At 69.0% G+C, this 21,875-nt stretch carries 23 protein-coding genes; 12 read left to right on the forward strand and 11 right to left on the reverse strand.

Annotation, left to right across the window (positions count from 1 at the left end; translation table 11 throughout):
* Positions 1–88: 88 nt before the first annotated feature.
* Together rpsG and rpsL are read right to left on the reverse strand one after the other, a co-directional pair.
* Entirely contained in the window at positions 89–562 is a 474-nt protein-coding gene (gene rpsG / locus ED208_RS06500) for a 30S ribosomal protein S7 (RefSeq protein ID WP_123211059.1), read from the reverse strand.
* 13 nt (positions 563–575) lie between these two features.
* Entirely contained in the window at positions 576–980 is a 405-nt protein-coding gene (gene rpsL, locus ED208_RS06505) for a 30S ribosomal protein S12 (RefSeq protein WP_123211060.1), read from the reverse strand.
* Between the two features lie 225 nt (positions 981–1,205).
* On the opposite strand from rpsL, the gene ED208_RS06510 reads away from it, so the two are divergent.
* The 3 genes from ED208_RS06510 (at position 1,206) to ED208_RS06520 (ending at position 3,566) form a co-directional block, all read left to right on the forward strand.
* Entirely contained in the window at positions 1,206–1,556 is a 351-nt protein-coding gene (locus tag ED208_RS06510) for a phosphodiesterase (RefSeq protein ID WP_123211061.1), read from the forward strand.
* A gap of 77 nt (positions 1,557–1,633) precedes the next feature.
* A complete protein-coding gene (locus ED208_RS06515; RefSeq protein WP_123211062.1) occupies positions 1,634–2,668 on the forward strand; it encodes an agmatine deiminase family protein in 1,035 nt (344 codons plus the stop codon).
* Between the two features lie 10 nt (positions 2,669–2,678).
* The gene (locus ED208_RS06520; RefSeq protein WP_123211063.1) at positions 2,679–3,566 is read left to right on the forward strand and encodes a carbon-nitrogen hydrolase; all 888 of its coding nucleotides are present in this window, start codon (positions 2,679–2,681) and stop codon (positions 3,564–3,566) included.
* Positions 3,567–3,595: 29 nt separating this feature from the next.
* On the opposite strand, the gene ED208_RS06525 is transcribed toward ED208_RS06520, so the two are convergent.
* Together ED208_RS06525 and ED208_RS06530 are read right to left on the reverse strand one after the other, a co-directional pair.
* Positions 3,596–4,699 (reverse strand): glycosyltransferase family 4 protein, encoded by a 1,104-nt coding sequence (locus tag ED208_RS06525; protein ID WP_123211064.1) that lies wholly within the window; start codon positions 4,697–4,699, stop codon positions 3,596–3,598.
* 7 nt (positions 4,700–4,706) lie between these two features.
* Positions 4,707–5,867 (reverse strand): TylF/MycF/NovP-related O-methyltransferase, encoded by a 1,161-nt coding sequence (locus ED208_RS06530; protein ID WP_158608468.1) that lies wholly within the window; start codon positions 5,865–5,867, stop codon positions 4,707–4,709.
* 136 nt (positions 5,868–6,003) lie between these two features.
* On the opposite strand from ED208_RS06530, the gene ED208_RS06535 reads away from it, so the two are divergent.
* Positions 6,004–7,161 carry an acyltransferase family protein gene (locus tag ED208_RS06535; RefSeq protein WP_158608469.1) on the forward strand — a complete coding sequence of 386 codons (1,158 nt, stop codon included), beginning with the start codon at positions 6,004–6,006 and terminating at the stop codon, positions 7,159–7,161.
* Here the strand turns inward: ED208_RS06535 and ED208_RS06540 are convergent.
* Positions 7,082–7,828, reverse strand: a complete 747-nt coding sequence (locus tag ED208_RS06540; protein WP_158608470.1) for a class I SAM-dependent methyltransferase — start codon at positions 7,826–7,828, stop codon at positions 7,082–7,084. The genes ED208_RS06535 and ED208_RS06540 overlap by 80 nt on opposite strands.
* A 145-nt stretch (positions 7,829–7,973) precedes the next feature.
* Here ED208_RS06540 and ED208_RS06545 point away from each other — a divergent pair, with 145 nt between their 5' ends.
* From ED208_RS06545 to ED208_RS06560, 4 genes are all read left to right on the forward strand, one after another.
* Positions 7,974–9,158, forward strand: a complete 1,185-nt coding sequence (locus ED208_RS06545) for an acyltransferase family protein (RefSeq protein WP_158608471.1) — start codon at positions 7,974–7,976, stop codon at positions 9,156–9,158.
* Positions 9,159–9,297: 139 nt separating this feature from the next.
* Positions 9,298–10,092 (forward strand): glycosyltransferase family 2 protein, encoded by a 795-nt coding sequence (locus ED208_RS06550; protein ID WP_123211068.1) that lies wholly within the window; start codon positions 9,298–9,300, stop codon positions 10,090–10,092.
* Entirely contained in the window at positions 10,089–11,045 is a 957-nt protein-coding gene (locus tag ED208_RS06555) for a glycosyltransferase family 8 protein (RefSeq protein WP_123211069.1), read from the forward strand. The genes ED208_RS06550 and ED208_RS06555 overlap by 4 nt, the downstream gene beginning before the upstream one ends.
* A gap of 17 nt (positions 11,046–11,062) precedes the next feature.
* A complete protein-coding gene (locus tag ED208_RS06560; protein WP_123211070.1) occupies positions 11,063–11,812 on the forward strand; it encodes an FkbM family methyltransferase in 750 nt (249 codons plus the stop codon).
* A 1-nt stretch (position 11,813) separates the two neighbouring features.
* Here ED208_RS06560 and ED208_RS06565 read toward each other — a convergent pair whose 3' ends face one another.
* From ED208_RS06565 to ED208_RS06575, 3 genes are all read right to left on the reverse strand, one after another.
* Entirely contained in the window at positions 11,814–13,103 is a 1,290-nt protein-coding gene (locus ED208_RS06565; RefSeq protein ID WP_123211071.1) for an ABC transporter ATP-binding protein, read from the reverse strand.
* A 271-nt stretch (positions 13,104–13,374) separates the two neighbouring features.
* Entirely contained in the window at positions 13,375–14,232 is an 858-nt protein-coding gene (locus ED208_RS06570; protein ID WP_158608472.1) for an ABC transporter permease, read from the reverse strand.
* A gap of 87 nt (positions 14,233–14,319) precedes the next feature.
* A complete protein-coding gene (locus tag ED208_RS06575; protein WP_123211073.1) occupies positions 14,320–15,045 on the reverse strand; it encodes a FecR family protein in 726 nt (241 codons plus the stop codon).
* Positions 15,046–15,155: 110 nt separating this feature from the next.
* Here ED208_RS06575 and ED208_RS06580 point away from each other — a divergent pair, with 110 nt between their 5' ends.
* Positions 15,156–16,193 (forward strand): alginate lyase family protein, encoded by a 1,038-nt coding sequence (locus ED208_RS06580; RefSeq protein ID WP_123211074.1) that lies wholly within the window; start codon positions 15,156–15,158, stop codon positions 16,191–16,193.
* A gap of 113 nt (positions 16,194–16,306) precedes the next feature.
* Positions 16,307–16,957: a response regulator transcription factor gene (locus ED208_RS06585; protein WP_123211075.1), complete on the forward strand. Its 651-nt coding sequence runs from the start codon at positions 16,307–16,309 to the stop codon at positions 16,955–16,957.
* A 61-nt stretch (positions 16,958–17,018) separates the two neighbouring features.
* Here the strand turns inward: ED208_RS06585 and ED208_RS06590 are convergent, their stop codons facing one another.
* The 3 genes from ED208_RS06590 to ED208_RS06600 all read right to left on the reverse strand — a co-directional run bounded on the left by ED208_RS06590 (position 17,019) and on the right by ED208_RS06600 (position 20,935).
* Positions 17,019–17,606, reverse strand: a complete 588-nt coding sequence (locus ED208_RS06590) for an OmpW/AlkL family protein (RefSeq protein WP_199720528.1) — start codon at positions 17,604–17,606, stop codon at positions 17,019–17,021.
* A 177-nt stretch (positions 17,607–17,783) separates the two neighbouring features.
* On the reverse strand, positions 17,784–18,455 hold the full coding sequence (locus ED208_RS06595) for a sensor histidine kinase (protein ID WP_123211077.1): 672 nt from the start codon (positions 18,453–18,455) through the stop codon (positions 17,784–17,786).
* The gene (locus ED208_RS06600; protein ID WP_158608473.1) at positions 18,452–20,935 is read right to left on the reverse strand and encodes a serine/threonine-protein kinase; all 2,484 of its coding nucleotides are present in this window, start codon (positions 20,933–20,935) and stop codon (positions 18,452–18,454) included. Before ED208_RS06600 ends, ED208_RS06595 begins: the two co-directional genes overlap by 4 nt.
* Before the next feature lie 140 nt (positions 20,936–21,075).
* Here ED208_RS06600 and ED208_RS06605 point away from each other — a divergent pair, with 140 nt between their 5' ends.
* Positions 21,076–21,480 (forward strand): hypothetical protein, encoded by a 405-nt coding sequence (locus ED208_RS06605; protein WP_123211079.1) that lies wholly within the window; start codon positions 21,076–21,078, stop codon positions 21,478–21,480.
* Positions 21,481–21,510: 30 nt separating this feature from the next.
* Positions 21,511–21,867 carry a carboxymuconolactone decarboxylase family protein gene (locus ED208_RS06610; protein WP_123211080.1) on the forward strand — a complete coding sequence of 119 codons (357 nt, stop codon included), beginning with the start codon at positions 21,511–21,513 and terminating at the stop codon, positions 21,865–21,867.
* Positions 21,868–21,875 lie beyond the last annotated feature (8 nt).

Below are 21,875 nucleotides of genomic sequence, written 5' to 3' on the forward strand. Positions count from 1 at the left end.
TTGTAAAGTGTTCGGAGAAAACGACAATCCGCAGCTTTTCGGGCTGCGGATTGTCGGGACAGCGGCAATCTGGGGACGAACCCCGGATTTACCAGCGGAAGTGGGCAAAGGCCTTGTTCGCTTCCGCCATCTTGTGCGTGTCTTCGCGCTTCTTGACGGCCGCACCGCGATTCTCGGAGGCATCGAGCAGCTCGCCGGCGAGGCGATCCATCATGCCCTTCTCACCGCGCTTGCGGGCGGCGTCGATCAGCCAGCGCATGGCCAGGGTGGTGCGGCGCACGGCGCGCACTTCCACCGGAACCTGGTAGGTGGCACCGCCGACGCGGCGGGACTTCACTTCGACGCTCGGGGAGACGTTGTCGAAGGCCGTCTGCAGCACGGCGACCGGATCATCGGTCTTCTTCTTGGCGGCGATCTGGTCAAGGGCGCCGTAGATGATCTTCTCGGCGACGGCCTTCTTGCCGTCCTCCATGATCATGGCCATGAACTTCGAGAGCGTGACGCTCTTGAACTTCGGGTCGGGCAGGACTTCGCGCTTCTCAGGGGTACGGCGACGGGACATGGCAGCTTCCTAATTACTTCTTCTTGCCAGCAGCCGGGGCACCACCGGCCTTGGGACGCTTGGCGCCGTACTTCGAACGGCTCTGACGACGCTTGTCGACGCCAGAGGCGTCGAGCGCGCCGCGCACGGTGTGGTAACGGACACCCGGCAAGTCTTTCACGCGACCGCCACGGATCATCACCACCGAGTGTTCCTGCAGGTTATGGCCTTCACCACCGATGTAGCTGGTGACTTCGAAGCCATTGGTCAGACGCACGCGGCAGACCTTGCGAAGCGCCGAGTTCGGCTTCTTCGGGGTCGTCGTGTAGACGCGCGTGCAGACACCACGCTTCTGAGGGCTACCAGCAAGGGCGGGAGCCTTGCTCTTGTAGACTTTGCTGGTGCGCCCGGTGCGCACAAGTTGGTTGATCGTCGGCACGTTCGTTTGTCTCCCGCGATTCCGCGAGGTCGGCTTGGCAAAGACAGCAACGGGCCGACAGGCCGGCCCGTTTTTTGGAGGTCGCGAATCTTACGGGCGCTCCTTGGCAGTGTCAACAAGTGGCGTGCAGGCGAAATTTGTCCCCGATGAGCGCGCTGGGAGGCCGGCCGGCGCTGGTAAAGTAGTGAGCATTCAAAGGCATCCGCATTATTGCTGGAGTCGTTCATGCGCCTGACACCGCCCGCTTTACCGGCAACTTTCTTTCTACTGGCCAGCCTGATGCCCTTGCTGGCCGGCGCTGACGTGCTGGACCTGCCTGCGCCCACCGAAACCGCCCCTCATATCGACAAGCCCGCCAAGGGCAGCACCATGTCGGCGGTCGAACGCCAGTACGGCCAACCGCTGAAGAAGCACCCCGCAGTGGGTGGTGGCCGGCCCCAGCAGCCGCCCATCACCCGCTGGGACTATCCGGGCTTCACCGTGTTCTTTGAACACCAGCACGTGGTCGACGCGGTGATCCCCGGGCAGCCGCCGCCAGTTCAGCATCGCGACGAACTGCAAACATCCACACCTTAAATAAGTAGGTCCGCCTACCTGCCCCGGACTGGCGCCATCGCGCGCCGGTCAGTTGTCCTGTCCGCACTTTCCACCCCATGACCAACCGTCTGCTGCCGCCCGAGTGGGCGCCTCAAACTGCCATCCAGCTCACCTGGCCGCGTCCCGACGGCGATTTCGCCGACTGGTTCGAGGCGGTGGAGGACAACTTCATCCGTCTGGCGGTCGCCATCAGCCGCTACCAGCGCGTGCTGATCGGGACCGAGCAGCCCCCCGAGACCCTGCGCGAACGCCTGATCGCCGCAGGCGCCCTGCCGCAGCGGCTCGCCATCTATCCGGTGCGCAGCAACGACGTCTGGGCCCGCGACCACGGCCCAATCACCGTGCTGCGCGACGGCCAGCCGCTGCATCTGGATTTCCAGTTCAACGGCTGGGGCGGCAAGTTCGACGCCCGCCTGGACAACACCCTCACCCAGCAACTGGCCGCACTCGGCGCACTGACCGCGCCGGTAGAGACCGTTGACTTGGTGCTGGAGGGCGGTGGCATTGATGTCGACTCCCAGGGCAGCCTGCTCACCACCCGCCGTTGCCTGCTGGCGCCCACCCGCAACCCGCAGCTGTCCGAGGCGCAGATCGAGGCCGTGCTCAAGGACAAACTGGGTGCCAAGCGCGTCCTCTGGCTGCGGCATGGCGACCTGCTGGGCGACGATACCGACGGCCACGTCGACACCATCGCCCGCTTCTGCGACGACCACACCATCGCCTACCAAGCCTGCGAGGATCAGAACGACGCCCACTACCAGGACCTCAAGGCCCTGGAAGCCGAGTTGCAGGCTCTACGCACTCCCGATGGTGCGCCGTACACCCTGGTCCCTCTGCCCCTGCCCCAGCCGATCCACGACGAAGACGGCCGTCGCCTGCCGGCCGGCTATCCCAATTTCCTGATCCTCAACGGGGCGGTATTGGTGCCCACCTACGGCGACAAGCACAACGACGCCGAGGCGCTGCGCCGCCTGCGTCCGCATTTCCCGGGCCGCGAGGTCATCGGCCTGGATTGCCGCGCCCTGATCAACCAGTACGGCAGCCTGCATTGCGTCACCATGCAGATTCCCGCCGCCACCGCTGCCCAGTAGGAATCTGACCATGTCCAGCAAGACCCTGCGCGTCGGCCTGATCCAGCAACCCTGCACCAGCGACCGCGCACTCAATCTGAAGATGTCCGAGGAAGGCGTGCGCGCCGCTGCGGCCGGCGGCGCCAAGCTGGTGCTGCTGCAGGAGTTGCACACCTCGCTGTACTTCTGCCAGCACGAATCCACCGAGCTGTTCGATCTCGCCGAACCCATCCCCGGCCCCTCCACGCAATGGCTGGGCGAGCTGGCCCGGGAACTGGGGATCGTCCTGGTCGGCAGCCTGTTCGAGCGCCGGGCGCCCGGGCTCTATCACAACACCGCCGTGGTGCTGGAAACCGACGGCTCGCTGGCCGGCGTCTACCGCAAGATGCATATCCCGGACGATCCCGGCTACTACGAAAAGTTCTACTTCACCCCTGGCGACCTCGGCTTCACACCGATCCAGACCAGCGTCGGCAAGCTCGGCCTGCTGGTCTGCTGGGATCAGTGGTACCCGGAAGCCGCGCGGCTGATGGCGCTCGCGGACGCCGACCTGCTGCTCTACCCCACCGCCATCGGATGGAACCCACAGGATCCGCACGCGGAGCAGCAGCGGCAGCGCGAGGCCTGGGTGACCATCCAGCGCGCCCATGCCGTTGCCAACGGCCTGCCGGTGCTGGTCGCCAACCGGGTCGGCTTCGAGCCCGACCCCAGCGGCCAGCTGTCCGGCTCGCAGTTCTGGGGGCACAGCTTCGTCGCCGGCCCGCAGGGCGAGTTCCTGGCCAGGGCCGACGAGTCCGCCGACGTGCTGGTGGTCGATGTCGACCTGGCGCGCAGCGAGAACGTGCGTCGCTGGTGGCCGTTTCTGCGCGACCGCCGGATTGATGCCTACGGCGATCTGGTGCGCCGCTATCGCGACTGAGGTTCAGCGCCGAACTCGCCGCGCCGCGCTCAGGAGCGGGCGTCCAGTATCACCCTGGATATCTCGCGCGCCACCCGCTGCCATCGGTAGTGCGCCAGGCAATGCGCCTGACCTGCCTCGCCCATGCGTGCCAGGCGCTCGGGGTCGGCGAGCGCGGACAGCAGCAGGTCCGCCAGTGCTTCCGGGGTCTGCTGCGCCAAGCTGAAGCCGTAGCGGCCCCGGCCGCTGATCTCCGGGAACGCTCCGCGCTCCAGGCCGACGATGGGCATGCGGCAGGCCAGAGCTTCCAGATACGACAGGCCCCAGGGCTCGTAGCCGGCCGGCATCACGTACAGGCAGGCCTCGTCGAACAGGCGCTGCAGTTCCTCGGCGCTGATCCAGCCGGTGGGCAGGATGCCCGGGCGGTCCTTCAGCTCCGGATACTTGGCGCCGCCGATGACGGTCAGTTGCAGGTCCGGCAGGCTGGCGCGGGCACGCTCGAAGGCGGCCAGCAGCAGCGGCAGACCTTTGTCGGCCGGGCGGTTCTTGGCGACGATCAGCAAGCGGTTGCGGCGGTAGTCCTTGGCGCCGCTGTACGGCTGGATGTCGCCCATGCCGGTGCCGACGGCGGTCAGCCTGTCGCGCGGCACGCCCATGTGCGTCGCCATGTTGTCGGCGATGTGCTCGCCGACCGTGAAGATGTGCCGGGCGGCCAGCAGCACCCGGCGGTCCAGGGCCCGGAAGGCCCGGCGCTGCCAGCCACCGAGCGAACGGGCGGCCAGCGCGTGACGCTCCCAGAAGTCGTAGGAACTGTCGACGTAGAGGTAGAACGGCCGCCGGCCGGCGCGCAACGGCGCGTCGTAGCTGCCCAGATGCAACTGCGCGACGCAGTCCAGGCGCTCCGCCTCGGCGCTGGCGGCTGCGGCAGCCTGCCAGCGTCGGGCCGGGCCGTGGATGAAGCGGTGCTGCAGGCCCAGCGCGCGGTCGATGCGCAGGGCGCTGGGGCCGGCGGCCGCACTCGACCAGGGTTCCGGCCGCAGCGCACCGTCGGCGAGCAGCGCCTCGAACAGCTTGCTCGGGGTGCCGGACCAGACGCGCGGATCGGCGGGCGAGCCGGCCTGGCTGGAGACCAGCAGGCGGGGAAGAGCGGTCATCGTCGCCTCAGGCCAGCTTGATGGCGACAAAGAAGCCGCTGAATTGCGAGAACCAGGTGACCGCGTCGCGCCGGCCGTCGAAGAACTCGTGCACGGCCAGGCGGTTGCCGAGCAGGGCGGCGTGGCCGTAGTCCTCCATGATGACGATGCCACCGACCGGCACGCGGCTACCCCACAGCTCGGCGAGCAGCACCCTGGTGGCGCGGTAGGAGTCGCAGTCGATGAAGGTCAGCGCCAGCGGCCCGGTGTCGGTCTCCAGCACGGTGCGGGTGAAGTCGCCCTTTACCAGCCGCACGTTGGCGCGATCGCTGAAGCGCTGCTGGATCTGCGCGAAATCGACCTGGTGGGTGCCGCTCCAGAAGCGGTCGACGCCGACACCCTCCTCCGGGAAGTTCTCGAACATGTCGAACATGTACAGGGTCTTGTCGCTGCCCAGTCGCTCCAGCACCCGCGAGATCAGATAGCCGCTGTGCCCCTTGTAGGAACCGAACTCGGCGACCTGGCCCGGCACGCCTCGGCTCACCACCGACTCCAGCAGCTGGCTGAGGTCGAGGTAGTCGCGGATGTCGGTCTTGCGACGGAAGCGGCTCAGCGACTCGCGGTAGATGTCGTAGAAGGCGGCGCCGTGCTGGCTGATCAGCGGAGAGACGAAATCGCGGGTGTCGTAGTGGTCCCACTCGGCGATGGCGGCGTTGTCCTCGCGCGGCAGCGCCAGGTACTCCAGCGGAATCTCGGCGCTGGCCGGGTTGGCCACCAGGGCCCTGGCGGCGGCGAACTGCGACTGCGAATCCGGCAGCGCCAGCAGCAGACAGCCGACGCCCGCGAGCTGCGGCTTGCCGAGCCCGGCGATGGCCTCCGGTGCGAGTCGGCGGTGGCGCAGGCCGCGCTGGACCAGGCCGGCCAGCACCCCCTGCAGGAACTCGCCCTCGACGCCGATCACCAGCACCTCGCCACCCGCTGCGGCCTGCGCCGCCAGCGGCGGCAACCGGGCGATGGCGTCGGCACGGGTCTGGGCGCTGAAGCGCAGGTCCGGCGCCTTCGCCGGCACCGGCCGCAGGCGGCGCTTGATAGCCGGCAGCAGGCTGCCCTGGCGGGCATGGTGCAGGACGCTGGGAACGAGGCGCGCGAGACGGCGGGCGAGGCCCGGAGTGGGTTTGGAAGCGGTCATGGCGGGGGCTGCGGAAAGTGACGACAGCGTAGGCGCCCGGACCTCACCCGCCAAGACCATCCGGCGGGCCGGCAAGCTTGCTAACCTCTGGCCACAACGAGACTGCGCCCAGCCTGCCCCCAAGAGGAGACCCCCGATGTCCGCGTCCGAGGCCACCGCGCCCGCCCGCTCCGCGCCCGTGCGCGGCGAGGCGGTGCGCTTCATCGAGATCGACGGCATGCGCGGCCTGGGCGCGATGGTGGTGATCGTCGGGCACATCAACTACCACAACCTGTTCTGGGCCTGGGTGTTCATGGACATGTTCTTCGTGGTGTCCAGCCTGCTGATCACCCGCATCGTGCTGCGCCAGGTCACCTCGGCGAAGGGCCTGATCGCCTTCTGGGGCCGGCGCATCGAGCGCATCTGGCCGCTCTATCTGCTGACGGTCTGGGCACTGCTGCTGCTGGCGCTGGCGATCAACGGCGTCAGCACCGGACGGCAGTTCGACTTGAGCCTGTTCTGGCGCTTCTTCACCTTCTCGCAGTTCTCCGACTTTCTGTTCGACTCGGTGAGCGACGAGAACTACCCCTACTTCACCGGCCACCTCTGGTCGCTGTCGGTGGAGGAGCAGTTCTACATCCTGCTGCCGGTGCTGATCCTGCTGCTGCGGCACACGCCGCGCCTGGTGTGGATGACGGTGCTGCTGGCGGCGGTGCCGTTCGCGGTCTGGCAGCGCGCGATGCATCCCTACACGGTGGTCATCACCAGCCACATCGACGCTTTCGCGCTCGGTTCGCTGATGGCGATCGGCATCGAGTGGATGCAGGACCACCGGCGGCAGGTGAACCCGGCGCTGTGGCTGGGCTTCTTCGTAGGCCTGCTGTGGTTCCTGCCCTATGTGATCGAGGGCTACCACGCCTGGTTCGTGAACGGCGAGGAACGCCATTACGAGGCCTGGCCGGCCACCGCCGGCATCCTGATGGCGGTGTGCTGGATCGGCCTGCTGGCGATCAACCGCGGCGCCTCCTGGCTGCGGCTGCTGTGCTGGCCGCCGCTGGTCTACACCGGGGTGATCAGCTACGCGCTGTACCTGGTGCACTACCCGATCGTGCGCTTCATGCCCAAGCTGGCCCCGGCCCTGGCTGCCAAGCTCGGGCTGCCGCCGCTGCCAGGGGTGTTGGAGGCGGCGGTAACGCTGACGATCTGCTTCCTGCTAGCCCACCTGCTCTATCGCTTCATCGACCAGGGCTTGCAGACCCGCCGGGCTGGCGCGGCGCGGGCCGTGCCCGTACCACATAAATCATCCCATCCCTAGCGCGGCCGTCGGCGCCGTGCAGGCGGTCGGCGGCGGCGATCAGGCCCTGCATCAGCCAGACGAAGCTCTTGCCGTACCAGCGCTTGGACATCGCCAAGCGCTTGTAGAGATGGTCCTGGATCAGGTGCAGGCCGGCCGGGATCAGGCCCACCAGACCTTCGAAGCCCTCGACCACGAAGCCACTGTCCTCCAGGGTCTTGCGCAGGCCGGTGGCGGTCCAGCGCCAGTAGTCGTTGGGCTCCGGGTGGTAGGGCCAGGTGCCATGGGTGGAAAGAATCAGGCAGCCGTCCGGCTTGAGTAGCCGCAGCGACTCGGCCAGATAGGCCTTGGGATCGGGCACGTGCTCCAGCACCTGCGCCGAGACCACCAGATCGTAGTAGCCGTCCTCCACCTCGACCCGGCCGTCGTCGCCGATCACCCGGTCGTTGTGGGCATTGCCCTTGAGATCGGCGCCCTCGTAGGCGGCGCCGGTGGCCAGCACCGCCGCCTCGTAGGGACGGTTGCCGCAGCCCAGCTCCACCACCCGCTTGCCGGGCCCGGAGCCGGCCGCCACCAGCGCCCGGCTGATCGCAGCGCGCAGCTGGCTCAGCACATACCAGCGCCAGTAGTTGCGGGGGATGGGAGCGGCGCCGACACGCGGCATCGAACTGAACTGGCTGGCGTCCATGGACTGGTCTGCGGAAGAAGAGCCGCGATCATCGCCGTTCGCGGGGGGCTCTGACCAGACTTGCGAGTCATGCGGCTCCGTCGGCACAGTGACGCACCCAAGCGCGGGCAAGGATGCCGGCGCCGCCCTGTGGAGGGGCGTGACAATGAGTTCCAAGGACTGGACCGCTGACGCGGGCCGGGATCCGGTATTGGACGGCCTGCGCGGCATCGCCATCCTGCTGGTCCTGGCCTTCCACTTCCTGCGCTTCGACGCCAGGGCCGCCTGGTCGGCCTGGGCCGACGCGGCGCTACGCTCGGGCTGGATCGGCGTCGACCTGTTCTTCGTGCTGTCCGGCTTCCTGATCACCGGCATCCTGATCCGCAGCCGCGCGGCGCCGCAGCGGGCGCGGCGGTTCTACCTGCGCCGCGCCCTGCGCATCCTGCCGGCCTACTACCTGGTGCTGACGCTGACCGTGCTGGTGATCGTATGGCTGGTGCCGGCGCCGGAGATCGTCGCCGACAGCCTCGACCGGCTGCCTGGCCTGCTGCTGTTCGTGCAGAACCTGGAGAGCAGCTGGGACGGCCTGCCGGCGGTGCGCGAACTGGGCGTGCTCTGGTCGCTGTCGGTCGAGGAGCAGTTCTACCTGCTCTGGCCCTGGCTGGTCTGGCGGCTGCCGGTGCAGAAGCTGGCCGGCGCCTGCCTGCACGGGGTGCTGCTGGTCTGGGCAATCAAGCTGGCCCTGTACCTGGCTGAGGCCCCGGCGCTGAGCCTGTACCTGTTCACCCCGGCGCGACTCGACGGCTTCCTTCTCGGCGGCTACCTGGCGGCTCGTCGGCAATCGGGTCAGGCGCGGCTGTCGCCGGCCGCCTGGGCCGCAGTCGGCCTCGGCGCGGCGCTGCTGGCGGCGGTCTTCCTCAGCCGCCGTGGACTGTCGATGTTCCGCAGCAGCGGCGAGCTGGTGCTGACCACCAGCGCCCTGGCCGTGATGTTCGCCGGGCTGCTGCAAGCCAGCCTGCGCGCCGCGCCGGACTCCTGGCTGCGGCGCGGTCTGTCCACACCGCTGCTCGGCTGGTTCGGCTTCTACTCCTATGGGCTGTACCTGGTGCACATGGCCGCAGACACCTGGGTGCGACTGTGCCTGCAACCCTGGCTTGAGCCGGTACTGAGCGCCAACGCCATGGCACTGGGCACCGCCGGCTGCAGCCTGCTGCTGTCCGGGTTCCTGGCCTGGCTGCTGTACCGGCTGGTGGAAGCCCCAGCGCTGCGGCTGAAGGATCGCTTCCGGCTGGAGCCGGCCGCAGAGCGGCTGCCGGCAGGAAATCTGGATTCGGTCGGCGGCCGTCGCTGAAGCAACGATGCCAGCCGGCGATGCCGCCATGTAGCATCGCGCGGGCGACCGTGCCGGCGGTCCGTACCGATCCGGCACCGACCGTCCTCGCAAGAGCGGCGGCGCCGTTATCCAACGACTCTCCTTTCCCTCAGGCCCCATGTCCGCTCCGAAACCCCTGCAGTTCCTGTTGGTCAGCGCCAGCTACCAATGCACCGAGTGGGTCAACCGCTGCCTGGATTCGGTGCTGAGCCAGACCTATCCGCACTTTCGCATGGTGATGGTCGACGACTGCTCGACCGACGGCACCTTCGAGCGCGCCCGCGCCCGGGTCGGCAACGATCCGCGCTTCCAGGTGCTGGCCAATACCGAGCGCCGCTTCCCGCTCGCCAACATCGTCCGCGCCAGCGCCGAGGTCGGCGGCGGCCCGGAGGACGTGCTGGTGGTACTCGACGGCGACGACTGGCTGGCGCACCCGCGGGTGCTGGAGCGGCTCGCCGAGGTCTATGCCGATCCCGAGGTCTGGCTGACCTACGGCAGCCACGAGCTGCGGGTGCCGCCGGCGCGCCGGGACCGCTGGCTGCGCCGCAAGGTGCGCGGCAAGGTCTACCGCTACCCGGCGCCGGTGAGCGAACTGGGCGCCTACCGCTACTACGACTTCATCGCCGCCCACCTGCGCAGCTACCGGCGCTTCCTGTGGGAAGCACTGCGCGACGAGGACCTGCGCGACAGCGACGGCGACTACTACCGCGCCGCCGCCGACGCGGTGACCATGTGGCCGATGCTGGAGATGGCGACGCCGAAGCACTGGCGCTATCTCGACGAAACCCTCTACATCTACAACAACCAGCACAGCCTCAGCGAGAACCGGCCCGGCTCGCGGCCAGAGCAGCTGCGGGTGGCGCTGAAGGTGCGCGCCAAGCCGCCCTACGCGCCGCTGGAGCGGGCTCCGTGAGCAGCCGCATTGCCCTCACCTGCAGCAGCGACGACGGCTACGCCCCGCACGCGACGGTGATGTTGAGCAGCGCCCTGCGCAACACCCCGCGCGCGAACTTCGTCATTCACTACCTCACCGACCCGGACTTCCCGGAGGCGACCCGCGCCCTGGTGCGGCAGTCGCTGGCGCGCTACGGCAAGCGGGTCGAGCTGCATTTCCACACCGTGCCCGACGAGTGGGTGCGCGACCTGCCGCTGTTCGGCTTCATGAAGCCGGGCGAGATCCGGCCGGTGATGTGGTACCGGCTGTTCCTGCCCCGGCTGCTGCCGGACGAGCCCAAGGTTCTCTATCTCGACTGCGACACCCTGGTGATCGACAGCCTGGAATGGCTCTGGCAGCGCGCACTCGGCGAGCATGCGCTGGCGGCGGTCAGCAATCCGTTCTGGGACGGCGACAACAGCTGGTACGCGAAGCTCGGCCTGAGCGGCCCCGAGCAGTACTTCAACTCCGGGGTGATGCTGCTCAACCTAGAACGCTTCCGCGCCGCGCAGCTCACCGAGGCGGTGCTCGCCCACGGTCGCGCCAACGCCGGCTGGACCCGCTTCGGCGATCAGGATTCGCTGGTGGCGGTGCTGCACGGGCAACGCCTGCCGCTGCCACCGCGCTGGAACGTCATGCGCATCCTGATGATGGCGCCGCAGAGCCGGCAGCTGTTCGCGGCGGCCGATCTCGAAGACGCCATCCGCAGGCCGGCGATCATCCACTTCGAGGGCAGCACCAAGCCCTGGGTGAATCCCGCCAAGCATCCCTACGGCCGCCTGCATGCCCGCTACGCACGGCAACTGCCCTGGCCGGTGGCGCACACGCCCTGGACGCTGCTGGACCTGGAAAATCTGCTGACCCGGCTGAACTGGCGCGGCCTGCGCGGCCGGGTACGCAAGCTGCGTCAGCGCCTGGAAACGCCCCACTGAGCGCCAACCGATTGCCCATGACCTCCACCCTGCGTCAGCGCCTGAGCGCCGCGCTCAGGCGCCTGCCCTGGCTCTATCAGCCCCTGCAACGCGGCTACCGTCGGCTGGTGCCGGCGCCGCACCCGCTGGAGGCGGAGATTCGCGCCGCGCTGCGCAACCTGGACCGCGTCCACTTCGTGCAGGTGGGCTCCAACGACGGCACCCAGGGCGACCCCCTGCACCGCCTGCTGCGCCGAGACCGCCGCTGGCGCGGCCTGTTCATCGAGCCGGTCGGCTTCCTGTTTGAACGGCTGCGCCAGAACTACGCCGGCGACGCGCGCTTCGATTTCGCCAATGTCGCGATCGCCGCCGAACCCGGCAGCGCCGCGTTCTATTACGTCTCCGAGCAGGCCAAGGCGGCGCTGGGCGAGCGGCTGCCGTACTGGTACGACCAACTGGGGTCGTTCGACCGCCAGCACATCGTCAAGCATCTGGACGGCCTGCTCGAACCCTACATCGTCGAAACCGCGCTGCCCTGCCTGCCCCTGCAAAGCGTGCTGGATCAGCACCGGGTGGACCGCATCGACGTGCTGCACATCGACACCGAAGGCTACGACTGGCAGGTGCTGCGGATGTTCGACCTGCAGCGCTACCGCCCCTCGGTAGTGCTCTACGAACACAAGCACCTGAGCCCGGACGACCGCCAGCAGGCGCGGCAACGGCTCAAGGACGCCGGGTATTCCCTGCGCACCGGCCGCGACGACACCCTGGGCCTACGTCCTTCCTAGCTCAGGCGCCGAGGCGCGCGGTCTGCCAGTCCAGGGCCGGCCGCATATAGCCCTGCAACTCCCCTCGGTACTGGCCACGGGTGCTATCGCCCTCGATCGGGTCGTACAGCGAGAACGCCAGCGCGTGATGCACGTAGGCATGGCTGAGGAAGGGGTCGAGCGTCGACAGACCCACCGCCAGCTGGAAGCTGCCCTCGTTGAACAGGTTGCCGGGGAACACCGCCACGGTCTCGTAGACACCGGCGCCGCGCGACTGGCCGTGCCACTCGGGATGGTTGTCGATGGCGCTGAGCACCGGCGTGCCGCTGAAGTCGTACAGGTGCAGGCTGGGCAGGATCGGCAGGCCGGCCTTGAACACCTCGTAGCGCAGCCGCAGCTCCAGCGGCCGGCGCACGTCCACCGGCCCGCTCAGCGGCTTGCCATCGCTGGTCAGCTGCACTGCGCGCAGGCGCACGCAGTCGTCGCCGGGCGCCTGCGCCGGGTCGTCCCAGCGCTGCTGCGACTGGAAGCCGCCGATGTGCTCTTCGTAATGGCGGATGGCGGTCAGCGTCGGGCCGTCGAAGGCGATACGGCCGCGATTGAGCAGCACGCTGCGCGGCGCCAGGCGCGACACCGCGCCCAGCTGGTGGGACACGAACAGGATGGTGCGGCCGGCGGCGCCAACCTGCTCGATGCGCTCCAGGCAACGCTGCTGGAAGGCGGCGTCGCCCACCGCCAGCACCTCGTCGATCAGCAGCACGTCCGGATCCAGATGGGCGGCCACCGCGAAGCCAAGCCGCACCTTCATGCCCGAGGAATAATTGCGCACCGGCGTGTCGATGAAGCGGCCGACGCCGGAAAACTCGACGATGGCGTCGAAGCGGCGGCGGGTTTCGGCGCGCTTCAGACCGAGGATGGCGGCGTTGAGGAACACGTTCTCGCGGCCGCTGAGATCGGGATGGAAGCCGGTGCCCACCTCCAGCAGGCTGGCCATGCGGCCGCGCACCCGCACCCGGCCGGTGCTGGGCGCGGTGATCCGCGACAGGATCTTCAGCAGGGTGCTCTTGCCGGAGCCGTTGTGGCCGATCACGCCGACCACCTCGCCCTCCTTGACCTCCAGATTGAGGTCGCGCAGCGCCCAGTGTTCGGTGGCCGCCTTCTCCTCGGCGCTGACCCGGCCGGAGAGCCGGCGCAGCGCCCGCAGGCCGGCTTCCGCCGTTTGCGCCACCAGGGTCTGTGGGTTTCCCTTCCGAACCGCGCCGACGCGGAAGCATTTCGACAGGTCTTCGACCTTGAGGGCGTAGTCGCTCATGTCTTAGGGTGTGTTAACAGCAGATATGTCGCTGCGGCGGAAGGCGGTTTTGGGGCAGTGCAAGGAAGCAAGAGTGCGCAATAGCGGGGCTATTGAAACTCTTGCTGACGCGGCAATGCCCCAAAACCGCCCCGCCCCGAAGGGTTGCTGGCCAAAAGCGCGTCATGCGGCGTTGCTCGCCTAGCAAAGGCTCCAGCCTTTGCGTCGGCTCGCGTCTGGCCTGACGCGCTTTTGACCGGCAACGCAGCGACATATCTGCTGTTAACACACCCTAGAGTTCGTCGGCGAGACGTTTCTCGCTGCGCTGGAAATAGACCAGACCGCTGATGAACAGCAGCGAGCCGGAGACGAAGCCCAGACCCAGCAGCTGCCAGGGGATCTCGCCGCTGCCGAGCAGGGCGCGACGGAAACCCTCGACCACGCCGACCAGGGGATACAGACCGTAGGCGGTGGCCAGCCAGTGCTGGTCGGCGCTGATGCCGAAGCGCTGCGCCAGCAGGCTCAGCGGCCAGATCACCGGCGCCAGGAACATCAGCAGCTGCAGAAGGTAGCTGGCGGCATTGCGCACGTCGCGGAAACGCGCCGCCAGCGCCGCCAGCCAGAAGCTGGCACCGGCGGTGGTGAGCAGCAGCAGCAGCAGCGGCAGCGGCAGCCAGAGCAGGCCGGCCAGCGGCATGCTGCCGGTCATCGCCAGCGACAGCAGGACGAACAGCACGAAGACGATGAGAAATTCCAGCAGGCCGCCCAGCACCAGCGAGACCGGCAGCAGCAGGCGCGGGAAATAGACCTTGGTCACCAGCGCGGAATTGCCCAGCAGGCTGCTGGTGGCCTTGGAGCTGACGCCGGTGAAATAGCTCCAGGGCAGCCAGGCACTGAGCAGGAACAGCAGATAGGGATGGCCGTCGCTGGGCAGCCGCGCCAGCTTGCCGAACACCAGGCTCATCACCAGCACATTGAGCATGGGGCGGAGCACCAGCCAGCCGAAGCCGAGGGTGGTCTGGGCGACCTGCACCTTCAGGTCTTTCCAGACCAGGAAGGCGAGCAGCTCGTGGAAGGCCGGCAGCGCCGCCAGATAGCCCCGGAGGCGCCCGCCTTCCGGGGTAATCAGGATCTCGGTTTTATCGCGCAAGGTTCGGTACGGCGAAAAGTCACAGATTCCAGCGCGAACGCCGGGCGTTGCACCCGGCCTGTCCCGCCTCCAGCAGGCTTAACGCACTCAGCGGCCGGAGGAACACGTCGGCGTCGACGGCGTTGCCGCCGGATCGCAGACGCTGCTGGTGATCTCGATGCGCAGCGGGCCGACGCCAGCACCGGCGGCGAGCAGGAAGGGCTCCGGATCCGGCGCGCCGTCGAGGTCGCGGGGTAGCGCGGCCACCAGCACCGGCACCACGTCGAGACCGGCGATGTAGACGATCTGGCCATTGGTGCCGGTCTGCGAACCGCGCGGGTTGGAGACCTTGACCTTGCCGGAGTTGACCGTGACGTAGACACCCGGCGCGCCGCAGCCGGTACCGGCGGTGCAGACCCGCACTCCGTAGTCGGTACCGACGGTGCTGACCTGGCCGAAGGGCGTATCCAGCTGCACCGCACCCGGCTGCTGGCGGGCGATGACGCCGGAGATCAGCCGCGCGCTGCCGCCTTCCAGCCGGTAGCGGGCGCTGTTGCCGGTCTCCGACTTCGGGTCGAAGCGGTACTCCTGAACTTCAAAACGGGCATTGGCGCCGAGCGACACCACCTCGTCGTCGTCCATCTGCAACACCGCCAGCGAGCCCTGACCAACCGTCAGCGACTGTCCGACCTCGATCACGCCGCCAGCCTTGATCGGCGCCGTGGCGCCGGACTGCGAGACTTCGACATTGCCATTGGTCTCGACCACGCGGCCGGCGGCGGCATACGCGAACAGGGGGACGAGACCGAGAGTCAGAACGAGCAGGCTACGCATGGCAGGCCTCTGGGAGGAAACGGCGGCCGGCGGCCGCGAGTGGTTGGATAATACGCAAAGCGGCAAAAACCCGCACCGGCCGTCACCCCTGCTCCCAGCCCACGTCTGCCATGCGCCTGACCAGCCTGTTACTCGCCCTCTGCTGCGTCGCCTGCGTCTCGGCGCCGCTGCCGGCCCCTGCGCCGGATTCCAGTGCGCCGGGCAGCGCCGAACTCCGACGCCAGGCCGCGCTGCCGGAGCTGCTGCAGGTGGCGGACGGGGCGCTCGCCCGCGCGCCGCGCGCGCAGGCCGTGGTCCACACCGAGGGCCTGCTGCCGGACGCCCCCGGCTACCAGAGCAGCCGGCTGGCCAAGGCCGATTGGTTCGCCAGTCTGGCGCTGGCGATCGCCGCCGAGAACCGCGCCGACCCGCGCTACCGGCAGAAGCTCAACGACTACTTCGATGCCTGGGTGACGGTCTACCGTCCCAGCCTCAATCCCATCGACGAGACCGATTTCGCCTACCTGGCCCTGGCCTACGAGCGCGGCCAGCGCTTCCTCGACGAGCCGCTGCGGCGGCGCACCGAAGCGCTGTTCCGCAGCATGGCCGAGGGCTATCTCCAGACCGAGGATCCACGCCCCACCGGCCGCAACAACTGGCAGAGCCACCGGGTGAAGATCGCCAGCCTGCTGGCCTTCAGCCTGGACGACGCCGGGCTGATCCAGCGCAGCCGGGTGGCCTTCCGCCACCAGGTGGCGCGCAACATCGAGGCCGACGGCACCCTCTACGACTTCCGCGAGCGCGACGCCCTGCGCTACGTCACCTACGGCCTGGAGCCGCTGCTGACCGCCGCCCTGGTGGCGCGCGGCCACGGCGAGGACTGGTACTGGTTCCAGAGCAAGGGTGGCGCCAGCCTCAACAACGCCCTGGTCTGGCTCGCCGACTACGCGCAGGGCCGCAAGCAGCACCAGGAGTTCGCCGGCACCACCGTCGAGTTCGACCGCCGCCGCAAGGCCGCCGGCCTGCCCGGCTACGACGGCCCCTGGCCAGCGGAAAACGCCAGCCGGACCTACCAGCTGGCGTCGCGCCTGGACCCGGCCTGGATCGGCCTGGCCGAACAACTCGGCCCGGCACAGGCCTGGCTGCAATACCTCTATCCGCGCACCTGAGGCCGCCAGCCGCGCCCGACAACCGCGTCGCGGCGATTGGCGGCGACCACGCGCGATGATCTAATTCCGCTACGGATTCCATCAGTCCCCATCCGGGGAGGGTTGCCATCAGCATGCAGAGCGGCTGGATCGTCGAAGACCACCCGGACGTGGCCCTCGGCCTGGCGGCGGCGCTGCAAGGCGCCTTCCCGGGCATCGCCCTGCGCCTGGTCGACGGCCTGGAGGCGGCGCTGCAACAGCTGCGCGAGGGCTACCGGCCCGACATCGCCCTGATCGACCTCGGCCTGCCCGACGGCTCCGGCCTTGATCTCCTGCGTGCCCTGCCCGCCGCCGCGCCCGGCTGCGTCGCGGTGGTCACCACCATCTACGCCGACGACGCGCACCTGTTCCCGGCATTGCGCGCCGGCGCCGCCGGCTATCTGCTGAAGGACGAACCCCGCGAGCGATTGGAATCGGCGCTGCGCGGCATCCTCGCCGGCGAGCCGCCGCTGTCGCCGTCCATCGCCCGGCGGGTGCTGCGCACCTTCGCCGAAGCGGCGTCGGCACCCGCCCAAGCCGCCGAGGAAGACGCGCATCTGTCGCCGCGCGAGCGCGAAACCCTGATGCTGATCGGCAAGGGCTACAAGCTGCCGGAAGTCGCCGAGGCCCTGGGCATCACCCGCACCTCCGCCGCCACCTACATCAAGACCGTCTACCGCAAGCTGGCGATCAGCTCGCGCGCCGAGGCGGCGCTGGTCGCCAACCGTCTGGGGCTGGTGCAGTAGCGCGCAAGAAAAACCCCCGCCCGCTCGCGCGGACAGGGGCTTTGCTGCTCGCGCCGGTGGCTTAGCGGAAGGCGTAGCCGATACCGGCGCCGACGATCAGCGGATTGATCTCGACGTGGGTGACGAAGGCGCCAGTGCCGTCGGTGACGTCGGAGTCGATCCAGATCTTCTTGACGTCGACGTTGAAGTACCAGTTGCCCTGCAAGGCCACGTCCATGCCGGCCTGGATGGCGGGGCCGAAGCTGCCGGTTTCCAGCTTCAGGCCACCGTCGAGCTTGCGGTCGGTGAACAGCGTGTAGTTGAGGCCGGCACCGACATAGGGGCGGAAGGTCTCGCCCACCGGGTAGTGGTATTGCAGCAGCAGCGCCGGCGGCAGGTGGCTGACCTTGCCGAGGCTGGCACCGTTCAGAGTGACCTTGTGCTCCTGCGGGATGGACAGCAGCAGCTCCACCGCGAGGTTCTTGGTGAAGAACCAGTTGAGATCAACGTCCGGGGCGATCTTGTTGGAGACATCGACGCCGGTCACCGGGCTGGACTTGGCGTCCGGCAGGATGTCGATGGCGCGCACGCGGACCATCGCCTCGGCCTGCGCCGCACCGCTGATCACCAGACCGGCCAGCGCCAGCATTTTCAGTTTAGTTGTGTTCATCGCTTCTACTCCGACTCGTGTCAGGACTACGTTGTCCGGAGCCGAACAGTAGGGAGTCGGTTGCCGGCGAGAGCTGACCTAGATCAAGTCGCAGGGGCGAAGTGGCGGCCAGGCACAGCGGCCGCTGCGGCGCATTAACCCAGGTCAATCGCGGGCCGGCTTTTTGCGCAGCGCAACTCAGCGCGGCAGCGGAAACTGCAACACCACCTTGGTGCCGCCGACGCTGCCGGCGGTCCAGTCGATGGCGCCACCCAGCTCACCGGCGCGCTGGCGCATGCCGGCCAGGCCCTGGCCGCGTCCGCCTTCGACCGCGAGGCCCGGACCGTCGTCGGTGACATCCAGATACAGCGTGGCGCCGCGCTGGCGCACGCGGATGCGTACATGCCGCGCCTGGGCATGGCGCAGGGCATTGCTGATCGCCTCGCGGACGATGCGGTAGAGCTGCAAAGCCTGGGCGTGATCGAGCCTGGGATCGGCGATGCCGTCCTCCTGCTCCCAGAGCAGCAGGCCGCCGCTGGCTTCCAGCCGCTGGCGCGCCTCGCCCTCGATCTCGCCGAGGCTGTCGAGCAGGCTGCCGGGCTCACCACGGGTGCGGCTGACCACATCGCGCAGATCCTGCAAGGCGCTGCGGGCGAGGTCGGCGGTGGCGGCATCGGGCGCGCGGTGGATCAGGCTCAGCAGCTTGGCGCCGAGGTCGTCGTGCAGGTCCTGGTAGATGCGCTGGCGCTCGGCCGCGAGGGCCGCGCCCGCCGGCTCGGCCGGCGCCGGAACCGGGGGCCGTGCGCGCGGCCACCAACGCCAGGCCAGTACCGCCGCCAGAGCAGTGATCGCCAGCGCCAGCGCGATCACTTCTGCTTCTCGGCCGCCGCCTTCCGCGCCTGCTGCAGCCGCGCGCGATCGGCGTCCGCGAGGTCTTCGCGCCCGAGTGCGGTGTCGGCGGCGACCAGCTTCTCCAGCAGCTTGCCGGTGCGCGCATGGGCAAGCCCGAGCGCCTGCTCGGCGCTGACGGCGGCCCGGTCCAGCAGCGCCCGCGCTGCTGCCGTCTCGCCCTGCGCCAGCAGAATCTCGGCCTGGGTCTGCTGGTAGGCGAGGCTGGTCGGATGCGCCGCGCCCATCTGCTCGCTGGCCAGGGCCCGCGCCAGCAGCGGCCCCATCACCGCTTCGGCCTCGGACAGGCGCCGGGTCTTGAGCAGCAGTTGTGCAAGGCCGTGCTGCGGGCTAAGGCGGTCGGCGCTGTCGCCGCCACTCATGCGCTCGCGCACCGCGATCTGCTCGCGGTACAGCCGCTCGGCCTTGGCGTACTCGCCACGGTCGGTCAGCAGCTGCGCCAGCGTGCTGGCGGTCATCAGCGTGGTGTGCGCCTGCTCGCCGCGCTGCAGACGGTACTGCTCATAGACCGCCGCAATCACCGTTTCCGCCTCCGCCAGCCGCTCGGGACTGGCGGCCAGCGCCCGCCCCAGCGACAGCCGCGCGCTCAGGGTGGTGTAGTGGTTTTCGCCCAGAACCCGGCCCATGTCGGCAACCACGCCACGCAATGCGGCGATGGCGCCTTCGAGATCGCCGGCATCGCGCAAGGTATTGGCCTGGTTCTGACGTGCGATCAGGGTGAAGGGGTGGTTCTTGCCATAGCCGGCGTCGAGATCGGGCATCAGTGCCGCGAAGGCGGCCTGGGCGTCCTGCACCTGCCCCATGTAATAGAGCATGGTGGCGACGTTGAGGCGCGACACCAGCGTCGCCTTGTCGGTAGCGCCCAGCCGCGCCTGGGCGAGCGCCGCCGTGATCCTGCCCATCTCCAGTGCCTGCTTGCTGTAGCCGAGATTGCCGTTGGCAACCAGGGCCACCTGCTCGGCCTCCAGGCGCTGGCGCAGACCCAGCTCGTCGGCCGGCACCGGCCCGGCAATCAGCGGCGCCAGCAGGTCCAGGCTCTGCTGGTACTCGCCCATCACCACCAGGATCTGGGCGCGGGTCAGGCTGAGCTTCTGGCGGCTGTAGAGGTCATCGGCGCTGCCCTCGTGCTCGGCAGCCTTGAAGGCGGCATCGGCCTGGTCGAGCAGGCGCAGGCCGGTGGCGGTGTCGCCCAGCTGCGCATAGCTCATGCCGATGGCGCGCGCAGCCAGGGCGCGCACCGCCGGCGCCATGCCGGCATCGCCGTCGAGGTTGATGCGCGCGGCTTCCAGCAACTGCTTCACCGTCACCTCGCGCCCCTGGGCGTTCTCCGGGTCGGCGGAGGTGAGCATGTCTTCGAGAAAGCGGGTGGAGGCATCGAGCTGCGCGGCGCGGCGCTCGGCGGCGTCGCGGGCACGGGCCTCGGCCAGGCCGTAGCGGGTGGACACCACCACCCCGGCGACCAGGGCCAGCAGCGCCACCGCCATCGCAGCGGCGAGCGCCCGGTGACGACGCACGAACAGGCCCAGCACATAGCCGACGGTGGGCGGCCGCGCCTCGATCGGCTGGCCGGCCAGATAGCGCTCGAGATCGCTGGCCAGGCCCAGTGCCGATTCGTAGCGCTGGCCCGGCTCGCGCGCCAGCGCCTTCATGACGATGGTGTTGAGGTCGCCCCGGCAGGCCGGCGCGCGTTGCGCCAGCGGCTGCGGGGTCTCGCTGCGCAGCACCTCCAGCGCGGCGGCGATGGAATGGCCGGGCAGCTCGGGATGGGGACGCACGCCGCTGAGCAGCTCGTAGGCGATCACCCCCAGAGCGTAGACATCGACGCGCGGATCGGCCTGGCCGGGCTCGCCGGCCAGTTGCTCCCAGGCCATGTACGGCAGGGTGCCGAGAATCTCGCCGGCACGGGTCAGCTGGCTGCCCTCGCCGTCGTCGCGGGCCCGCGCCAGGCCGAAATCCAGCACCTTGGGCGTGCCCTCGGCGGTAACCAGCACATTGGCGGGCTTCAGGTCGCGGTGCACCACGCCACGGGTGTGGGCGTAGTGCACGGCGCGCGCCAGCCGCACCAGCAGCTCCAGCTTGCGACGCAGCGGCCAGTCGCGCGCCGCCTCGCCCAGCGGCTGACCGCGCACCAGCTCCATCACCAAGTAGGGCATCTCGCCCAGTGCGGTCTGGTACAGGCCACCGCCGTAGAGGCGAGCGATGTCCGGGTGCTCGAGCGCCCCCAGCAGCTCGATCTCGCGCTCGAAGCGGCGGCGCGCCTCGGCGCTCAGCGCAGCGGTGCCAGAGAGCTTGAGCGCGACTTCGCGATGCGGGCTGTCCTGCTCGGCGCGGTAAACCCGGCCCATGGCGCCTTCGCCGAGCAAGCCGAGGATGCGGTACGGACCAATGTAGTCGGGGTGGGACTCGGCAATCGGCATGGCAGGGCTTGGGCTGGCATCCATCGCGATCCGGCGATGGTGGTCAAGCATGGTTCAAGCGACTCGCTCCGGGCAATGCCCCAGCCCTGTGGATTGACACCGGTCAATGCCTGCGCGCTGCGCAGGGCGGAGTATCCCGGTCTGGAAAACAGCGGAGAGCGCCGGTGAATTTCGACGCACAGTTCCTGCAAGACGCGGTACTCAACATCTATGCCCGCAGCATCTACGGCCGCTCGGACAGCCCGCCACAGCCTGGCGGCAGCCTCGATCTGGCCGCGCTGCGCGAGGAATGGGCCAGCGACGGCCTGCCGCCGGAACTGCTGCCCGCCGCCCTGGAGGGTCTGGTCACCAGCGGCAGCCTGAGCCAGACGCGGGCCGACGGCGCTACCCAGTACGCGCTCACTGAGCGGGGTTTGCACAGCCTGGGCTTTGCCCGCCACGACACACCGCGCAGCGCCTGGCAGTACCTGAAAGACGTGGCCAAGCTGTCACTGGCGCGCGCGCGTCACGACGCCGGCCGCGAGCCACCAACGGATGCGCGGCAACCGCCGCACTCAGGCCAGGACTAAGCCTGCCGCCCCTCCCAACCTCGTCTCCCCATGAGCAAGAACTACCGCGAAATCACCCGTTCGGTCTCCGCCTCGCTAGCCAAGCTCCGCGCTGACATCCCCGACGTCACCAACGGCTTCAGCGCCCTGGCGCGCGCCGCCACCCGCGAGGGCGCACTCGACGGCAAGACCAAGGAGCTGATCGCCCTGGCGCTGGGCGTGGCCGCGCACTGCGATGCCTGCATAGGCTTTCACGTGCAGGCGCTGATCCGCCTCGGGGTCCAGCGTCTGGAACTGGAGGAAGCACTGGGCATGGCCGTGTACATGGGAGGCGGCCCTTCGCTGATGTACGCCGCCGATGCATTGGCCGCCTACGAGGAGCTACTGCCGGCGGCCGCGACAGCCTGAACCGCGCG

The organism is Stagnimonas aquatica, assembly GCF_003730135.1.
GTDB lineage: Bacteria > Pseudomonadota > Gammaproteobacteria > Nevskiales > Nevskiaceae > Stagnimonas > Stagnimonas aquatica.

Coding starts and splice junctions, on each gene's coding strand:
- ED208_RS06565 (WP_123211071.1), bottom strand. CDS start 13,103: ATGAGCGACTACGCCCTCAAGGTCGAAGACCTGTCGAAATGCTTCCGC.
- ED208_RS06535 (WP_158608469.1), top strand. CDS start 6,004: ATGTCCGCGTCCGAGGCCACCGCGCCCGCCCGCTCCGCGCCCGTGCGC.
- ED208_RS06545 (WP_158608471.1), top strand. CDS start 7,974: ATGAGTTCCAAGGACTGGACCGCTGACGCGGGCCGGGATCCGGTATTG.
- ED208_RS06525 (WP_123211064.1), bottom strand. CDS start 4,699: ATGACCGCTCTTCCCCGCCTGCTGGTCTCCAGCCAGGCCGGCTCGCCC.
- ED208_RS06610 (WP_123211080.1), top strand. CDS start 21,511: ATGAGCAAGAACTACCGCGAAATCACCCGTTCGGTCTCCGCCTCGCTA.
- ED208_RS06600 (WP_158608473.1), bottom strand. CDS start 20,935: ATGGATGCCAGCCCAAGCCCTGCCATGCCGATTGCCGAGTCCCACCCC.
- ED208_RS06530 (WP_158608468.1), bottom strand. CDS start 5,867: ATGACCGCTTCCAAACCCACTCCGGGCCTCGCCCGCCGTCTCGCGCGC.
- ED208_RS06540 (WP_158608470.1), bottom strand. CDS start 7,828: ATGGACGCCAGCCAGTTCAGTTCGATGCCGCGTGTCGGCGCCGCTCCC.
- ED208_RS06585 (WP_123211075.1), top strand. CDS start 16,307: ATGCAGAGCGGCTGGATCGTCGAAGACCACCCGGACGTGGCCCTCGGC.
- ED208_RS06510 (WP_123211061.1), top strand. CDS start 1,206: ATGCGCCTGACACCGCCCGCTTTACCGGCAACTTTCTTTCTACTGGCC.
- ED208_RS06520 (WP_123211063.1), top strand. CDS start 2,679: ATGTCCAGCAAGACCCTGCGCGTCGGCCTGATCCAGCAACCCTGCACC.
- ED208_RS06590 (WP_199720528.1), bottom strand. CDS start 17,606: ATGAACACAACTAAACTGAAAATGCTGGCGCTGGCCGGTCTGGTGATC.
- ED208_RS06515 (WP_123211062.1), top strand. CDS start 1,634: ATGACCAACCGTCTGCTGCCGCCCGAGTGGGCGCCTCAAACTGCCATC.
- ED208_RS06560 (WP_123211070.1), top strand. CDS start 11,063: ATGACCTCCACCCTGCGTCAGCGCCTGAGCGCCGCGCTCAGGCGCCTG.
- ED208_RS06575 (WP_123211073.1), bottom strand. CDS start 15,045: ATGCGTAGCCTGCTCGTTCTGACTCTCGGTCTCGTCCCCCTGTTCGCG.
- ED208_RS06550 (WP_123211068.1), top strand. CDS start 9,298: ATGTCCGCTCCGAAACCCCTGCAGTTCCTGTTGGTCAGCGCCAGCTAC.
- ED208_RS06580 (WP_123211074.1), top strand. CDS start 15,156: ATGCGCCTGACCAGCCTGTTACTCGCCCTCTGCTGCGTCGCCTGCGTC.
- rpsG (WP_123211059.1), bottom strand. CDS start 562: ATGTCCCGTCGCCGTACCCCTGAGAAGCGCGAAGTCCTGCCCGACCCG.